The sequence below is a fragment of the Bacteroides sp. genome, from assembly GCF_019417265.1.
GTDB lineage: Bacteria > Bacteroidota > Bacteroidia > Bacteroidales > Bacteroidaceae > Phocaeicola.
Genome location: NZ_DXVR01000019.1, coordinates 25,316 through 41,817, shown reverse-complemented (window position 1 = coordinate 41,817; position 16,502 = coordinate 25,316). Strand labels below are relative to the sequence as shown.

Sequence of the window (16,502 nt, the reverse complement as noted above, 5' to 3'; positions counted from 1 at the left end):
TAGCGCACCTGCTTTGGGAGCAGGGGGTCCCAGGTTCGAATCCTGGTACCCCGACGTAAGAGAGAGAGGCTTTAAAGGCCTCTTTTTTAATTTTGTAAGATATGGAAGACTTCATAAGTTCGCATATGCATGTTGAGGTCGGTCGCGGCCAAAGCCTGTTGAATCGGAAAATGATTTTCAGGATTCTCGGCATACTTCTCTATCTTGAGGGTATGATGTTTTTGGTATGTACGTTTGTATCCCTTTTGTATGGGGAGAGTGATTATATATACTTTGTATATTCACTATTGATAAATGTAGGTGTCGGCAGTGTTTTGTTGTTTTTAGGGAAAAATGCCGACAAGAATCTGTCGCGCAGGGATGGTTATTGCATCGTTGCGTTCACATGGCTGTTTTTTACGCTGTTCGGTATGCTTCCGTTCTATATCAGCGGCAGTATTCCTTCAGTGACTGATGCTTTTTTTGAAACCATGTCCGGTTTTACCACCACAGGCGCATCCATACTTGATAATATTGAATCCCTGTCACACGGTATTCTGTTCTGGCGCAGTTTCACACAGTGGATAGGAGGTTTGGGAATAGTATTCTTCACTATAGCTATACTTCCGATTTTCGGGGTGGGAAATCAGGTACTTTTCTCTGCTGAGGCCACCGGAGTGAATCATGATAAGATTCATCCCAAAATAAGTAAAATGGCTAAAGGTTTGTGGATGGTATATCTTGTTCTTACTGTAGTTGAGGCTTTTTTGCTGTGGGGAGGGGGTATGAACGTTTTCGATGCTATATGTCATTCGTTTACATCGACTGCAACAGGCGGATTCTCTACCAAGCAGAACAGCATAGCTTATTGGAATTCTCCTTTCATAGAATATGTCATCACGATATTTACATTGTTAGCTTCCATAAACTATTCGCTGTACTTTCTTATATTCAAGGGTAAAACGTGGCATTGGCTAAAGGATATGGAAACAAGATTTTTCCTGATGTCGGTAGGTGTAGTTACTGCCATTATAACCTTGGCGTTGTATTTCATAAAAGGTTATGGACTTGAACTGGCATTCCGTCGTGCATTTTTTCAGGTTGTTACTATTCATACATCTTGCGGATATGCCACTGACGATTATTCTCTTTGGCCTCATTTCACAATAGTGCTGATTGTGTATATAATGTTTGCCGGAGGATGTACCGGTTCTACAGCCGGAGGTGTAAAGTCGATGCGACTTCTGATAATACTTCAGAATGTGAAAAACGAGTTCAACAGGCTTATGCATCCGCGTGCCGTTCTTCCGGTGAAGGTAAACGGTCAGTCTGTTTCTCCTTCTACAATATCTACTGTTACCACTTTTGCCATGCTTTATATCATAAGTACATTTGTAGGATGGTTTGTCCTTATGGTTCTTGGGCTTGAAATGGTTGAAGCTTTGGGTATTGCCGTGTCGAGCATAGGTAACGTAGGTCCGGGATTTGGTAGCTTCGGCCCTGCATTCTCATGGAGTGCACTCCCTGAAGCGGCAAAATGGGTTTCTTCGTTCCTTATGCTGATAGGACGATTGGAACTGTTCGGCATATTGCTGATGTTCGCACCGAGTTTTTGGGAAAAAAGATAATAAGCTGTTTTAGCAAAAAAATCAAGCAAGCTTGTTTTTCTGCATTAAACTTTCCGTATATTTGCGTCTGTACCATATAACTTAAATAATAATGAAAGAAATTACAGTAAGAAAAATTGCTGGCGGAATGCCTTCAGCCGAGGAGGTAATTAAACTGATGGATGCTGCTTCGGTTGGTTTCAATCCGATAGACGTGGTCAATTGGGCCGATTTCCCTTATTGCCCGGGTGTAAAATTCAGGGTAGCCCATACGGGAGAAGCGATATTGATAAACTACATGGTTACTGAAGCGAGCGTAAGAGCTATGGCTCCGGCCGACCAGGGCAGAGTATGGGAAGACTCATGCTGTGAGTTTTTCGTACGTGCCGAAGGTGAAGATGAGTATTATAACTTCGAGTGCAATTGTGCCGGAACATTGCTTGTGAATTTCGGTAAGAAAGGCGACAGACATCATGCGCCTGAAAGTGTGCTTGCAAATGTGAAGAGATGGTCTTCGTTAGGCAGGGAACCTTTTGAGGAACGTATCGGTGAATCTTCGTGGGAACTTTCTTTGGTAATTCCTGCCACTTCATTGTTTAATCATGATATAAAGGATTTATCAGGAATTACTCTTCGCGGTAATTTCTATAAGTGTGGCGACTTGCTTCAGACTCCGCATTTCCTTTCATGGAGTCCGATAGACTTACCTCAGCCTTGTTTCCACTGTCCTGAGTTCTTCGGAAAACTGGTTTTTGAGAAATAGTTCAGTTGTAGAATATAAATAAATGGTCATATCATACTCTTGAATGTGGAGTGGTGATATGACCATTTTTATTACGTGTTGTTTGCAGTTTCAGCGAACATGTAGTGAACATCGAATGAACGCCTGCTGAACGTGTTCACAGCGTGTTCATCAGCCGTTCACTGGATGGTATTCTTAAAGTGCTTAAATCATGATATAATTGTTGCGACTATCTTTCGTGCTCCTCCGGAATATCTGAATTCGCAAAGGTATATTCCTTGCCATGTTCCAAGATTTAGGCGACCGTTGCTGATAGGAATAGTGAGCGAAACCCCTGTCAGACTTGATTTTGCATGGCTTGGCATGTCGTCCTCACCTTCGTCCGTATGGCTGTAATACGGTTCGTTAGTCTTTACCAGGCGATTGTAAATCTGTTCCATATCAGAACGTACGCTTGGGTCATAGTTTTCGTTTATGCTGAGTGCACAGCTTGTATGTTTGACAAAAAGGTTAAGAATTCCCTGCTCAGGCAGAGTAGGGAGATTCTTCATAATTTCTTGGGTGACAAGGTGGAAGCCTTTCCTTTTTGGGGTTAAAGAAAATTCAACTTGCTGTACCATGATGTTATTTCTTTAACCATTTGTCCAACCATGCAAAGAATGTGCGCTGCCACAATACTCCGTTTTGTGGTTTCAGTACCCAGTGGTTTTCGTCAGGGAAGACAAGAAGCTGTGCTGGTACTCCTCTCAGCTTGGCTGCATTGAAGGCTGCCATTCCCTGTGATGCGAGGATGCGGTAGTCTTTCTCGCCATGGATGCAGAGGATAGGAGTATCCCATTTCTCAACAAAGAGGTGAGGAGAGTTGGCATAGCTACGTTTGACTGCAGGGTTTTCTGTTTCCCAATATGCACCTCCCAGATCCCAGTTTGTAAACCAAAGCTCTTCTGTTTCAAGATACTGCTGCTCCATGTTGAAGAAACCGTCGTGAGCGATGAAGGCTTTGAAACGCTTGTTGTGATGTCCGGCAAGCCAATAAACCGAGTAACCTCCGAAACTTGCGCCAACGCAGCCCAAACGGTCTTTGTCCACATATGGCTCTTTTGCTATATCATCAATAGCACTCAGATAGTCGTCCATACAGTGCCCGCCGTAGTTGGTGCTGATGTCTTCCAGCCATTCCATTCCGAAGCCCGGAAGACCGCGTCTGTTTGGAGCTATGATTATATAGTCATTGGCTGCCATAATCTGGAAGTTCCATCTGTAGCTCCAGAACTGGCTGACAGGGCTTTGAGGTCCACCCTGGCAGAACAGAAGGGTAGGGTATTTCTTGTTAGGGTCAAAATCTGCGGGATAGATAACCCATGATAGCATCTGCTTTCCGTCCACAGTCTTTGTCCATCTTGGCTCAACTTTGCCGGTTTTAAGCTGGCTGAATATATGGTCGTTCTCTTTTGTGATACGGTTTACTTTGTTGTTCTCATTCAGTGCTACAGTATAAAGCTCGTCTGCCTCGCTTATCGAGTGACGTTTTGTCAACAGTTGGCCGTCGTTGAGCAATGCCACTGAAGCGTAGTCGTACATACCGTCAGTAAGCTTGTTTACTTCGCCATTTAGGTTTGTACTGTAAATCATGCTTGTGCCATGCCATACACCTGTGAAGTAGAGAGTCTTGCTGTCATTTGCCCAGCAATAAGTGTCTACACCAGATTCAAATGATTCTGTGACATATGATTTCTTTCCGCTTGCAAGTTCCATCACACAAAGACGGTTGCGGTCGCTTTCATATCCGTCGCGCTCCATGCTCTGCCATGCTATCATTGTTCCGTCAGGCGAGAACCGGGGATTTGTGTCATATCCCATGTTCTTGTCATTTGCATCTTCTTTGCAGAGGTTTCTTGTTTCCTTGCTTTCTATGTTGTAGAGATAGATGTCGGAGTCTGTAGAAACAGAATATTCCAGTCCTGTTTTTTTGCGGCATGTATATGCAATCTGTTTAGAATCGTTGCTCCATGCCAATTGTTCAATACCTCCGAAAGGTTTCATTGGCGATTCGAATGGCTCGCCTTCCATTATATCAGTGGCTGTGCCTACTTTGTTTCCGTCAAAATCGGCTACGAAAGGATGAGGAACAGTCTGTACCCATTCATCCCAGTGTTTGTACATAAGTTCGTCTATCACCATACCAGTAGCTTTATCCAAGTCGGGATATTTGTCCACAGTACGTTCTCCGTATTTCACCTGCGAAATGAACAGAACCTTGCTGCCGTCAGGTGAGAAACTGAAACCGTCTATTCCGCCTTCATAATCAGACAGCTGTCTGCGCTCTGTTCCGTCAGCATTCATTTCCCAAATCTGACCGTTTGACAAGAATGCTATTTTCTCGCCATTCTTAATCCATGCCGGTTCGTATTCGCTTGCAGATGTAGTAGTAAGGAGTGTGTTTTCGCTACCGTCTGAATTCATTATATATATGACAGTATGGCTTTTATTCTCTTTCACACTGTAGTAAGAAACTGTGTATGCTATCTTCTTACCGTCCGGTGATACAGTAGAGCTACCTATTCGTCCCATAGCCCAGAGAGCCTCAGGAGTGAGGCGTCCGTTCTCGATGCTTATTTCCTGCTTGCCGATGATTGATGCTTCATTTTCGGCCGACTTTTCAGTGCTTACGCATGCTGATGTTGCCAACATAAGTGTAGCGGCAGTCATTGTGATTAGATTTTTATTCATGATTATTATAATTAGTATTTACGAAAAAAATATTGTCATCCAGAGATTAATGCGTGTTATCCCTGAATGACAATATTATATGATTGTCAGATGATTATTTCTTGTTCATTCTTTCCTGACGCTCTTTCTGAAGGCGTTCCTGCTCTTTCTGCAGAGCCTCAAGTCTTGACAACAGACTGCTCTGTTTCATCTGTGAAGGATTCTTCTTGTTTGCTTCAAGCTGTGCAAGAAGTTTCTTTTCGTCAGTAACCTTGTACATAACCCATGTAGTAAGGATACCAATCAAGCTTGATACGAAGTAGTAGTAGCTAAGTCCTGATGCATATTCATTGAATATGAAGAAGAACATAACCGGCATGATATACATCATCCACTTCATAGTAGCCATCTGAGGGCTGTCGCCCATGTTTTGCTGTTTCATCATAACCAACTGGTTGATGATTGTTGTAACGCTGAACAGCAAACAGAACAGACTCAGGTGATTGCCGAGGAGAGGTATAGATGTACTCCAGCTAATCAAATCGTCGTATGCCGAAAGGTCGTCTGCCCAAAGGAAACTCTGCTGGCGCAACTCTATCGCATTCGGAACAAAGAAGAACAATGCCATGAATACAGGAGTTTGAAGCAGCATAGGCAGACATCCTCCCATCGGGCTTACTCCGTACTGGCTGTAAAGAGCCATTGTTTCCTGTTGTTTCTTCAATGCATCTTCCTGTTTCGGATATTTCTGGTTAATCTTCTCAACATATGGTTTCAAAGCTCTCATCTTTGCTGACGAGATGAATGATTTCCATGTTGTAGGAAGAACCAGAATTTTTACGATGATAGTCATAAGCAGGATAACCATACCCATGCTCAATCCCCAGCTTGACAGCCAGTCGAACAGGTTGATTGTGAACCAGCGGTTAATCCAGCGGATAATAGGCCATCCTAAATATACGAGGTCTTCAAGTTCCTGATCTTTATCAGCAAAACTCAAATCGTTACTTGCAAGAAGAGTCTTGAAATGGTTAGGACCGAAATAGAACTGGAAATTGCTTGGCTGTGTTCCCGTAGGGTCGAAGGCTGTCTGCATGTCTGCATGATAGTTCTTCATGTAGCCGCTGCCTTTTTGTTCCATTTTTGATTCCAAAGTAGCATTCTCAAAGTTCTTTTCTGCCATGAACACACATGAGAAATATTGATTTTTGAAAGCTACCCAGTCAAGAACTTCTTTTATTGATTCTTTTTCATCTTTGGCCTTGTCAAGATTATCGAAACTGTCATCAACAGGTTTGTATGTCAAAGATGTGTACTGTTGCTCGAAAGTATAACCTTTCTCCATCTGGCGTGCTCTCTGCTTCCAGTCTATTGTCATGGTCTTGACAGAAGGAGAGAAGAAATTCTGCATTCCTGTGGCCTGAACAGTAAAGTTCACCATGTATGAGTTCGGAATAAGCTTGTAGCAGAAATCCAGATGACCGCCATTTGCAGCATTCAGGCGCATTGTTACTGTGCTGTCTGTTACGTTTGTCGCATCGAAGTACATCTGGCTACTCATGATGTTTTCATTTTTGCCCTCAAAACCTATATTGAGTGATGCATCAGTGCCGTCAAACAAAACAAGCGGTTCTTTCTTCTGGTCCTTATATTCTTTTAATACAGCTTTGCTTACACGTCCTCCCTTGTTTGATATCGTAACATCAATAAGGTCGTTACTCAATGTGATAAACTGCTCTGTACCTTTCGAAGCATTGAAGAATGTAGAAGTGGAGTCAATCATCATTGCTTTCTGCTCTGCAGCAGCTTCCTGCTTCTTCATCAATTCTTCTTTCTGCTTGATTACCTGTTGTATAGAATCCTGATAATGTTGCGCACGAGCTCTTTCTTCCTGATTAGGTGTATTATAGATACCGAATCCGATAATCACGGCACCAATCATAACGAAGCCTACTAACGTGTTTTTGTCCATTTTCTCTTAGTAGTTTATTTTATTACTTTTCAATTGCGGCTTTAATGAATGCCAGGAACAATGGGTGTGGTTTCAGTACTGTACTGCTGTACTCTGGGTGGAACTGAACACCAACGAACCATTTCAATGCAGGTATTTCCACGATTTCAACCAGGTCTGATTCAGGGTTGATACCTGTACATTTCATTCCGGCTTTTATATATTCTTCCTTATAGTCATTGTTGAACTCATAGCGGTGACGGTGACGTTCCTGAATGTGTTCGCTCTGATAAGCTTCGTAAGCTTTTGAATCTTTGTCGAGTACGCATTCATAAGCTCCCAAACGCATTGTGCCACCCATGTTAGTAACAGATTTCTGTTCTTCCATGATGTCGATAACGTTATGAGGAGTCTTTTCGTCCATTTCACGGCTGTTTGCATCTTCGTAGCCAAGTACGTTTCTTGCAAACTCAATAGCCATACACTGCATACCAAGGCAGATACCGAATGTAGGAACATTGTGTGTACGGCAATACTTGATAGCAACGAACTTACCTTCGATACCACGCTGTCCGAATCCCGGGCAGATGATAACTCCGTCCATGTCTTTCAGAGCTTCAGCAATATTGTCGTCAGTAAGTTTCTCGCTGTTTACGAAATGAATATCAGCCTTGCGGTCGTTGTATGTAGCAGCCTGTGACAATGCTTCAAGGATTGATTTGTATGCATCCTGCAAATCGTATTTACCAACAAGAGCAATTCTTACCTTTTCTGTTGCATTGTATCTGCGGTTCAGGAAGTCTTTCCATGGGCCAAGGCTTGGAGTTTCGCCTACAGGCAATCCCATCTTTTCAAGGATTGTAACATCAAGTTTCTGCTCCTGCATACGGAGAGGAACTTCGTAGATAGTAGGCATATCCTTTGACTGGATTACAGCATTCTCGTCAACATTGCAGAACAATGCAACTTTCTTTCTCAATCCAAGGCTCAGTTCATGCTCTGTACGCAACACGAGGATATCTGGCTGGATACCTACAGACTGAAGTTCTTTTACAGAGTGCTGCGTAGGTTTAGTCTTAAGCTCTCCTGCAGCTGCAAGATAAGGAACATAAGTCAGGTGAACGCATAAAGCATTTCTGCCAAGTTCCCATTTCAACTGGCGGATACTTTCAAGATATGGCAATGATTCGATATCGCCAACTGTTCCTCCGATTTCAGTGATAACGAAGTCGAACTGGTTCTTGTTGCCAAGTAATTTTACATTACGTTTGATTTCGTCAGTGATGTGAGGGATAATCTGGATAGTCTTACCCAAATAGTCACCACGACGTTCTTTGTCGATTACACTCTTGTAAATACGTCCTGTAGTAATGTTGTTGGCCTTTGTTGTCTGGATGCCAAGGAAACGTTCGTAGTGTCCAAGGTCAAGGTCAGCTTCATGTCCATCAACTGTCACGTAGCATTCTCCGTGCTCATACGGATTAAGAGTACCCGGGTCAATGTTGATATACGGGTCGAACTTTTGGATAGTTACGCTGTAGCCTCTTGCTTGCAGCAATTTACCTATTGAAGATGAAATGATACCTTTACCTAAAGAGGAGGCAACACCACCTGTTACGAAAATGTACTTTGTTTCTGCCACAATAATGTATGTTTAAAAATTTGTTTCAAATAAGAACTATTTCTACAAGTGTGCAAAATTATAAAAAAAAGCCGAAAGTCAAGTGATAAAAAGCCAAAACATTGAAAATACTGTATTAGGTTTCCTATTGTATTACATATTTCTATAGAATTTAATATTCACTGAATGAAATATATTGTATTTTTGCATTTAGTTTATAACACAAAAAATAATGAAAACATTAACAGCTCTATTTTTATTGGTATCTTTATTTATCAACAGTCTGTTTGCGAGTCTTGTAGGCAATTCAGATTATGAACTTGATTCTTTGGCTCTGAAATCTAAAACCGGAATTCCGTCAGATTCTATTATAGATATTGATTCTCTATTGAATGATACTGTCTTGTTTAAGGAGGTATCATCTGACACTTTGATTAATTCTGATTCATTGATTAATGCAGACACATTAAATATAACTTCTGGGGGTAAAGTTTTGTCCGATACCGTAGTGGTCAAGAAAAATACGGTGTCAAAACCTTCAGCGCCTAAGAAACCGGTTGTTGTAATACCTAAGTCTGTAATAGAATTGAATAAGATTTATTCTGATTACAGAAAATATTCGGAATGGGCGCAGGACAGATGGGATGACATTTACTTATCTCTTTCCGACATTCAAATGAAGTCGGATTATTATAAGTTTGTAGTTCCACTGACATATTATTCGAAAGCTTTTGAAGAAGCATCTACAGTTGAAAAATGGTATCCTAAGGATATTCTGGTTGAAGATTCGGTAAGAAAGGCTGCTGCTCTTGAGAAAGGTATGCCGCATATGCCTATTTCATCAGAACTTGACAGACGCATAAACAGACAATTGTTGGATTTTTATGTTAACTATCCGGAGCTTGTACTGAAAAACGAAACAAGTCTTGACAGTCTTGATTTCCTTTCGTATGAAGATATGACTTCTGCTTATAAAGAAGATGATATAATAAGTCTGATTGATAACAACGCCGGATTTGCCCAAATGGCCGAGTCTGAGTTATTGGTTTTAAAGCCGAATTTCTGGACATATGGTGGAAACGGATATCTTCAGTTCTCTCAAAACTATATCTCTGAGAACTGGTATAAGGGTGGTGAAAGCACAAAATCATTTCTTTCCGGTTTTACATGGCAGATTAAATATGATGACAAGCAGAAAACTCAGTTTGAAGGAAAGTTGGAATGGAAATTGGGCTTTATTACAGCTCCTTCTGATACAGTTCACTCGTACAAGGCCAATAATGACTTGTTGCGTCTTACATCGAAGTTAGGTTATAAGGCTATACAAAACTGGTATTATACGCTTTCTGCCGAATTCCAGACTCAGTTCTTCTCCAATTATGCTACAAATTCTGATAATCTGGTTTCAGCGTTATTTTCTCCTGCTACTCTTAACGTCGGTCTCGGTATGGACTACAAGTTTGTGAAAGATGGTAAGGTTAATTTGTCTGTCCTGCTTAACCCAATAAACTACACTTTATACAGTATCATGGATGACAGGCTGAACCCGACCAAATTCAATATTAAGGAAGGGCACAAACGGGAAAACGAGATAGGTTCTCGTATTAATGCGACTTTAACGTGGAAGATAATTCCATCATTGCTCTGGGAATCTAAATTCTCTTATACGACAAATTATGAGAAAGTATTCAGCGAATGGGAAAATACTTTTACCTTTGTTGTAAATAAATATTTGTCTACCAAACTGTTTATGCACGGAAGGTATGATGATGGAGTATCTAAGGATCCGGATGAAAGCTATTTCCAGTTCCAGGAGTTGTTTAGCTTCGGGTTGAATTATACATGGTAATTTATTTGATTGAAGAATATGTTTGAAATACCGACTTTTGTAGAAGTTTTAGATTTTATCGGAACGTTTGCCTTTGCCATCAGTGGCATTCGTCTGGCGTCTGCCAAGAGTTTTGACTGGTTCGGTGCATATGTTGTAGGTCTTGCCACAGCCATAGGAGGCGGAACATTGCGCGATTTGCTTCTTGATGTCACTCCGGCATGGATGACCGACCCTATATATCTTATATGTACTGCGATGGCGATGTTTTTCGTTATTCTGTTCCGTCAGTATCTGATAAAGCTGAACAATACGTTCTTCCTTTTCGACAGTGTCGGTCTGGCACTGTTTACTGTGGTAGGTGCCACAAAAAGTCTTGACCTTGGATATCCTTTTTGGGTTGCAATAATTATGGGTAGTATAACCGGAGCTGCTGGTGGAGTAATCCGTGATGTGTTTATAAACGAGATTCCTCTTATTTTCAGGAAAGAGATTTATGCTATGGCATGTGTTGTGGGAGGAATAGTACTTTGGTTGTGTTATCTTATCGGACTTGAAAACTATATATCACAGATAGTTTGTGGAGCAACAGTCTTTATTGTACGCATTATAGCAGTGAAATACAAAGTGACATTGCCAATACTGAAAGGTGAACCGGAAAATGACAAATAAGATATTACTCCTTTTAGTGGTGGCGTTGATTAATACCGCTACGGTATTTTCATCGAAGACAGATTCCTTGCGTATAGACAGCCTGCTTAATGCTTCTTCAGAGAGAAGTTATAAAATGGATAGCGAACGCTTGCTGTTCTTTGCTAAATCTTTTATTGGAACTCCATACAAAGGTGGAACATTGGATTCAGGTAGGAATGAAACTCTTATTGTGCGTACAGATTCGTTGGACTGTACAACATATGTTGAAACCGTATTGGCGTTATATCTGTCATCGTTCAAGGATAATCCGGGATATAATGACTTTTCGGAAGCATTAAGATATATAAGGTATAGAGGAGGAGTGACAGACGGTTATGCCTCGCGTCTGCATTATTTCTCAGACTGGGCTTCTGATAATGAAAAGAAAGGTATATTGCGGGAAGTGACACAGGAAGGTGAACACGACGTAAGAATCTGTTCGTTGAATTATATGACAACGCATTCTAATCTGTACAGGCAACTAAAAGATAACGATTCTTTAATATCGGAGATTAGCAAGGTGGAGAAATCATGGATTGATTATAAGATGCCTTATGTCCCCAAAAGTGTTCTTAATTCGTCTAAGCCTGATTTGCCTGTTGAAGATGGAGATATCCTGGCTTTGACCACAAATATTTCTGGGCTTGATGTCCTTCATTTGGGATTCGCGTTATGGATAGACGGACGTTTGCATCTGCTTCATGCATCCTCTCTTCACGGGAAGGTTATTATTGACACATCAACAATATTCGATTATCTGAAGAACAGAAACAAGCATACCGGAATAAGAGTTCTAAGGGTAAAATAATAAGCGGTTACACTTCTATAGAGAAGTAAAACCGCTTATTATTTTATCTATATTACCACTGTTTATTTGATGATTGTCATCTCGTCAATCAGATGTCCTGCACCTGCAAACTTGTCGATGATAAACAGTGTGTATCTGATGTCAACACATGCGGCACGCTGCAACTGAGGGTTGTAGGCAATGTCGCCTGTAAGTCCTTCGTAGTTACGGTCGAACCCTGTTCCTATCAGCTCGCCTTTGCTGTTGAATACAGGAGAACCGGAGTTACCTCCTGTATTGTCTGTTCCTGTAGCAAAACATATAGGCATGCGTCCGTCAGGCATTGCGTATGGATCGAAATCTTTCTTTTCATACAGTTCCTTAAGTTTTGCAGGAACAACGAATTCAGGGTTGTTAGGGTCTTCTTTTTCCATAACACCTTTCAGTGTTGTGTAGTACAAATATTCCATTCCGTCTTCCGGTTCGTAAGAACCAATCTTGCCGTAAGTAAGTCTCAGGGTAGAGTTGGCATCAGGATAAACCGGTGTGCCGTTCTTGGCTTTCAGTTCAAGCATTCCTGCCACCCATGTCTTGTGGGCAAGATTGTATGCGTTTGTTTCGGCTTTCATTGCATTTGATGTAGCGTTGTATCCGTCCTTTACAGACTTGGAATATTGTACCATCAGGTCTTCACGAAGAGTCTTGATGTCTGATTTCTGAAGGAATGCATCAAGTGCAGCCTGACTTCTGAAGATAGATTTATCGAAACATGCATCAACAAAAGCATCTGTGTTTCCACCGAAGTTTTCACCTATCTGCTTGAAAATGCTTATGCGCTGTTCTGCCGGAATTAGTTTTGCGTAAAGAGCTATAAGCTGTTTTGAAACCTTACGGTCTACTTCCGGATTGTAGTCCTTGTTGTAGAACTTCTTGTAAGCTTCTTTCAGGTTTTCTGTTTCTTCCTTTATTGCTTTCTTGTCATTTGCTTCGAGAGCGTTACGGAGTGCGTCTGTGTCAGGAACCTTGTAGAACTCTGTTCCCAGCATTAGCGCTTCGTAGATAGCCTGCTGATGATAAACGGCATTTCTGCGTTTTGCCACTATTGAGCGGATAGCATCAAAGGCTTCCTTGTAACTGTTGTTGCCTGTTTCACGGCCATATTCCAGAAGGTGTTCCTGCTGTTCTTTCTTCTTGTCGAGAACTTTCAGCTTAATGAGTCCTTCGTTCATTCCTATGGCGTTCTTCCAATAGTTGGCAGACGATGCGTATTTGGCAGCATACTGTATGCGTGTCTTTGCATCCTTAGCCATTTCTTCTCCAAGCACTCTAAGACGTACGCCGCGGATAGTGTCGCGCATGAAGTTTGTGGTTTGCATGCGTTCTTCCACTTCGTCGCTTATCATGTATCTCCAGTTTCTTCCAGGGAATCCCATTACAAAAGTAAAGTCACCCTCTTTCACACCTTTCAGGTTGATAGCGATATGTTTCTTCACTTTCAGAGGAGTGTTTGTTGCACTATAGTTGGCTGGTTTGCCATCCTTGTCGGCATAGATACGGAAAATAGAGAAGTCGCCACAATGGCGAGGCCACATCCAGTTGTCTGTATCGGCTCCGAACTTTCCTATTGATGAAGGAGGCACGCCAACCATACGGATATCCTTATATACTGTCTTTACGAAAAGATAGTATTTGTTGGCTCCATAGAAAGGCTTGAGTTCCAGAACTGTAAATTCGTCTGTCTTGATTTTCTCTTTCTTGGCAAATCTTGCAGCCACTTTAGAAAGATATGATGGTGACAGGTAGTTCAGCCCTTCCGGGTCTTCATCTTTCTTGAGTTGTTCCTTGACGTAATTTGTGACATCAAGTATCTTGTCGATAAATGTGATTGTAAGTCCTTCGCAAGGCAATTCCTGTTCGCGTGTCATTGCCCAAAAGCCGTCTGTCAGATAGTCGTGCTCTACAGAGCTGTGCTGCTGTATGTAGCCGTAACCACAATGATGGTTGGTAAGAACAAGACCTTCGGCTGAGATTACTTCGCCTGTACATCCGCCACCGAAGTGTACCACTGCATCTTTCAGCGATATGTTGTCTGGTGAATAAACATCGTCTATGCTGATGTCAAGCCCCATATCGTACATTACTGCTGCATTCTGTTTTTTCAGGTCGGTCAGCATCCACATTCCCTCGTCGGCATGTCCGGCGAGGGTGAATGTGGTGAGTAGTGATAGTAATATAGTTTTTTTCATTATTCTACGATTGTCATTTCGTCAATAAGATTCTTGCATCCTCCGAGTTTTTCTACAATGAAGAGAACATAACGGATATCCACTGCGATACAACGCTGAAGGTTGTTGTCGAAGTTGATGTCGCCGCTCAGTGATTCCCAGTTACCGTCGAATGCACAACCGATAAGCTCTCCGTTGCCGTTCATTACAGGTGAACCAGAGTTACCGCCTGTGATGTCGTTAGTAGTAAGGAAGCATGTAGGCATTTCACCGTTTGCCATAGCGTAACGTCCGAAGTTCTTTGTAGAGTAAAGTTCTTTCAGTTTTGCAGGAACCACGAATTCAGGATTCTGTGGGTCTTCTTTTTCCATTACACCTTTCAGAGTAGTGTAGTATTTATAGTGTACACCGTCTTTAGGATCGTATGGCTTGACATTTCCGTAGGTCATACGGATAGTGAAGTTTGCATCCGGTGCTTTTGGCTCCGGTGCATACATTTCGCAAAGTCCTCTCACGTATGCCTTGTGCAACAGGTTAATACCTTTGCTTGCCTCTTTAAGCTTTTCTGAAAGTTTCTTGCTCATTTCAGCCTTAGCTTCAGAGTACTGTACCATAAGGTCGTTTTCGATAGCTTCTACAGTAGGATTGCTGATGAACTTGTTGAAGTTTTCTTCATTAGCGAAGATAGAGTTGTTGTAGCAAGCGTCAATATATGCGTTATAGTCGCCGTTGAATTTTGCCTTGATAGTTTCGTAGAATTTAGGAAGAGCGTCTGCTGGAACTTTAGAAGCGTAAAGAGGAATCAGGACTTTTGCTACCTTACGGTCAACTTCGTGATCGTAGTCTTTGTTGTGTACATCTGCAAATTCTGCTTTAAGAGCTTCTACAGCCTTTTCGATGTCTTTCTTTTTGTTTTTCTCAAGAGCTTTCTTCAGATTGTTGAAGAGAGTGTAAGAAGATTCGAACTCGATACCTGTTCTGAATACTTCGCTGAAATAAGTTGACTGAGTGCGGATAGGTTCAACTGCCTTTACATACTCGTTGATTTTTTCAACTACACCCTGATAGTCGGCATTCTTCTTAGCCATAGCGAATTTTGCGAAACGTGCTTCCTGTTCAGCTTTTGTTTCAAGCACTTTGTTGTCGATGATTGCCTTGTTCATACCGATAGAGTTCTTCCAGTAGTTGCTTGAGCTTGCAAATTTGCTTGCATACTGGATACGAACCTTGTCGCTTGCAGCCATTTCTGCTCTCAACACATTCTGTCTTGCTTCGCGAACTTCAATTCTTGGAGTGTTTGTTCCGGTCATTCTCAGTTTCACTTCGCTTTCAGTCAGATAACGGCTTGTGCTTCCCGGGAATCCCATAATCATGGCATAATCACCTTCCTGAATACCTTTCAACGATATAGTAAGGTGTTTCTTTGCCTTCAATGGAATATTGTCCTTGCTGTAATCGGCCGGATTTCCGTTCTTGTCTGTATAGATACGGAACATAGAGAAATCGCCTGTATGACGAGGCCACATCCAGTTGTCTGTTTCACCACCGAATTTACCGATTGATGAAGGAGGAGCAGCCACCATACGGACGTCAGTGTAAGTCTTGATATAGAATACATAGAATCTGTTACCTTCGTAGAAAGGCAATGCCATTGTAGTGATTCCAGGAGCTTTCTTCAGGTCGCTCTTCTTAAGTTCGTCGGCAGCAATCTTTTTCAGATATTCGCTTCCGAATGATTCTGCTTCTTCTATCTTTCCCTTTTCGATATCTCTGTTTACTCTGTCTGTAACGTCAACTATGCGTTCCACAAACTTGAATGTCAATCCCGGAGTAGGGAGTTCTTCTTCCATACTCTTAGCCCAGAACCCGTCAGTAAGATAGTCATGTTCTACAGAACTGTGCTGCTGGATTGCATCATATCCGCAGTGATGATTGGTAAGGATAAGTCCGTTAGGAGAGATTATTTCGCCTGTACATCCTCTTCCGAAAATACCAACAGCATCTTTCAGGGTAATCTGTTCAGGATTGTAGATATCAGAAATGTTCATTTTCAAACCTTGTGCCTTCATCTTGTCAGCCAGATTCTGTTCTTTCATCAGCTGCAGAAGCCACATTCCTTCATCCGCCTTTGATGGCGTGAATACTGAGCACAGGAGTGCCAGTGCCAAAACTTTGATTTTCTTCATTTGACTATAGTTTTTGAATTGTTATTGTTTAAATTTTTCAAAAGTGACCATTTGGATGGAAAAACGCATACATTACTTTATCAAAGTAAAGTAAATAGGTTACAAAGATAACATTTAAGGATAAAATAAGTTCGTTTTTATGTTATAAAAATATTCTTTTTGTAACTAAATATG

Annotated in this window: 11 protein-coding genes; 5 read left to right on the top strand and 6 right to left on the bottom strand. The window is 41.6% G+C overall.

What is annotated here, in order from left to right:
- The first annotated feature begins 101 nt into the window (after positions 1 to 101).
- Both QZ379_RS04295 and QZ379_RS04290 read left to right on the top strand, forming a co-directional pair.
- On the top strand, positions 102 to 1,607 hold the full coding sequence (locus QZ379_RS04295) for a TrkH family potassium uptake protein (protein ID WP_291558701.1): 1,506 nt from the start codon (positions 102 to 104) through the stop codon (positions 1,605 to 1,607).
- A gap of 91 nt (positions 1,608 to 1,698) precedes the next feature.
- Entirely contained in the window at positions 1,699 to 2,349 is a 651-nt protein-coding gene (locus tag QZ379_RS04290; RefSeq protein WP_291558699.1) for a carbohydrate-binding family 9-like protein, read from the top strand.
- Positions 2,350 to 2,537: 188 nt separating this feature from the next.
- Here QZ379_RS04290 and QZ379_RS04285 read toward each other — a convergent pair whose 3' ends face one another.
- The 4 genes from QZ379_RS04285 to QZ379_RS04270 form a co-directional block, all read right to left on the bottom strand.
- On the bottom strand, positions 2,538 to 2,948 hold the full coding sequence (locus QZ379_RS04285; RefSeq protein ID WP_291558697.1) for a secondary thiamine-phosphate synthase enzyme YjbQ: 411 nt from the start codon (positions 2,946 to 2,948) through the stop codon (positions 2,538 to 2,540).
- Between the two features lie 4 nt (positions 2,949 to 2,952).
- A complete protein-coding gene (locus QZ379_RS04280) occupies positions 2,953 to 5,058 on the bottom strand; it encodes a S9 family peptidase (protein ID WP_291558695.1) in 2,106 nt (701 codons plus the stop codon).
- Positions 5,059 to 5,152: 94 nt separating this feature from the next.
- Positions 5,153 to 7,009 (bottom strand): membrane protein insertase YidC, encoded by a 1,857-nt coding sequence (gene yidC / locus QZ379_RS04275; RefSeq protein ID WP_291558693.1) that lies wholly within the window; start codon positions 7,007 to 7,009, stop codon positions 5,153 to 5,155.
- A 22-nt stretch (positions 7,010 to 7,031) separates the two neighbouring features.
- A complete protein-coding gene (locus tag QZ379_RS04270; protein WP_291558691.1) occupies positions 7,032 to 8,630 on the bottom strand; it encodes a CTP synthase in 1,599 nt (532 codons plus the stop codon).
- Between the two features lie 211 nt (positions 8,631 to 8,841).
- On the opposite strand from QZ379_RS04270, the gene QZ379_RS04265 reads away from it, so the two are divergent.
- From QZ379_RS04265 to QZ379_RS04255, 3 genes are read left to right on the top strand one after another with little or no spacing between them, the layout of a single operon-like run.
- Positions 8,842 to 10,458 (top strand): DUF3078 domain-containing protein, encoded by a 1,617-nt coding sequence (locus QZ379_RS04265; protein WP_291558689.1) that lies wholly within the window; start codon positions 8,842 to 8,844, stop codon positions 10,456 to 10,458.
- Positions 10,459 to 10,485: 27 nt separating this feature from the next.
- Positions 10,486 to 11,109 carry a trimeric intracellular cation channel family protein gene (locus tag QZ379_RS04260; protein ID WP_291558703.1) on the top strand — a complete coding sequence of 208 codons (624 nt, stop codon included), beginning with the start codon at positions 10,486 to 10,488 and terminating at the stop codon, positions 11,107 to 11,109.
- Positions 11,099 to 11,938 (top strand): N-acetylmuramoyl-L-alanine amidase-like domain-containing protein, encoded by an 840-nt coding sequence (locus QZ379_RS04255; protein WP_291558687.1) that lies wholly within the window; start codon positions 11,099 to 11,101, stop codon positions 11,936 to 11,938. The genes QZ379_RS04260 and QZ379_RS04255 overlap by 11 nt, the downstream gene beginning before the upstream one ends.
- A 62-nt stretch (positions 11,939 to 12,000) precedes the next feature.
- Here the strand turns inward: QZ379_RS04255 and QZ379_RS04250 are convergent, their stop codons facing one another.
- Both QZ379_RS04250 and QZ379_RS04245 read right to left on the bottom strand, forming a co-directional pair.
- Entirely contained in the window at positions 12,001 to 14,163 is a 2,163-nt protein-coding gene (locus QZ379_RS04250) for a S46 family peptidase (protein WP_291558685.1), read from the bottom strand.
- Positions 14,163 to 16,328, bottom strand: a complete 2,166-nt coding sequence (locus QZ379_RS04245; protein ID WP_291558683.1) for a S46 family peptidase — start codon at positions 16,326 to 16,328, stop codon at positions 14,163 to 14,165. Before QZ379_RS04245 ends, QZ379_RS04250 begins: the two co-directional genes overlap by 1 nt.
- Between the last annotated feature and the right edge of the window lie 174 nt (positions 16,329 to 16,502).

What these genes read in the sequence shown, in the direction of transcription:
- QZ379_RS04280 (WP_291558695.1), bottom strand. Translation starts at nt 5,058, where the DNA reads ATGAATAAAAATCTAATCACAATGACTGCCGCTACACTTATGTTGGCA.
- QZ379_RS04265 (WP_291558689.1), top strand. Translation starts at nt 8,842, where the DNA reads ATGAAAACATTAACAGCTCTATTTTTATTGGTATCTTTATTTATCAAC.
- QZ379_RS04295 (WP_291558701.1), top strand. Translation starts at nt 102, where the DNA reads ATGGAAGACTTCATAAGTTCGCATATGCATGTTGAGGTCGGTCGCGGC.
- QZ379_RS04245 (WP_291558683.1), bottom strand. Translation starts at nt 16,328, where the DNA reads ATGAAGAAAATCAAAGTTTTGGCACTGGCACTCCTGTGCTCAGTATTC.
- QZ379_RS04285 (WP_291558697.1), bottom strand. Translation starts at nt 2,948, where the DNA reads ATGGTACAGCAAGTTGAATTTTCTTTAACCCCAAAAAGGAAAGGCTTC.
- QZ379_RS04255 (WP_291558687.1), top strand. Translation starts at nt 11,099, where the DNA reads ATGACAAATAAGATATTACTCCTTTTAGTGGTGGCGTTGATTAATACC.
- QZ379_RS04290 (WP_291558699.1), top strand. Translation starts at nt 1,699, where the DNA reads ATGAAAGAAATTACAGTAAGAAAAATTGCTGGCGGAATGCCTTCAGCC.
- yidC (WP_291558693.1), bottom strand. Translation starts at nt 7,009, where the DNA reads ATGGACAAAAACACGTTAGTAGGCTTCGTTATGATTGGTGCCGTGATT.
- QZ379_RS04250 (WP_291558685.1), bottom strand. Translation starts at nt 14,163, where the DNA reads ATGAAAAAAACTATATTACTATCACTACTCACCACATTCACCCTCGCC.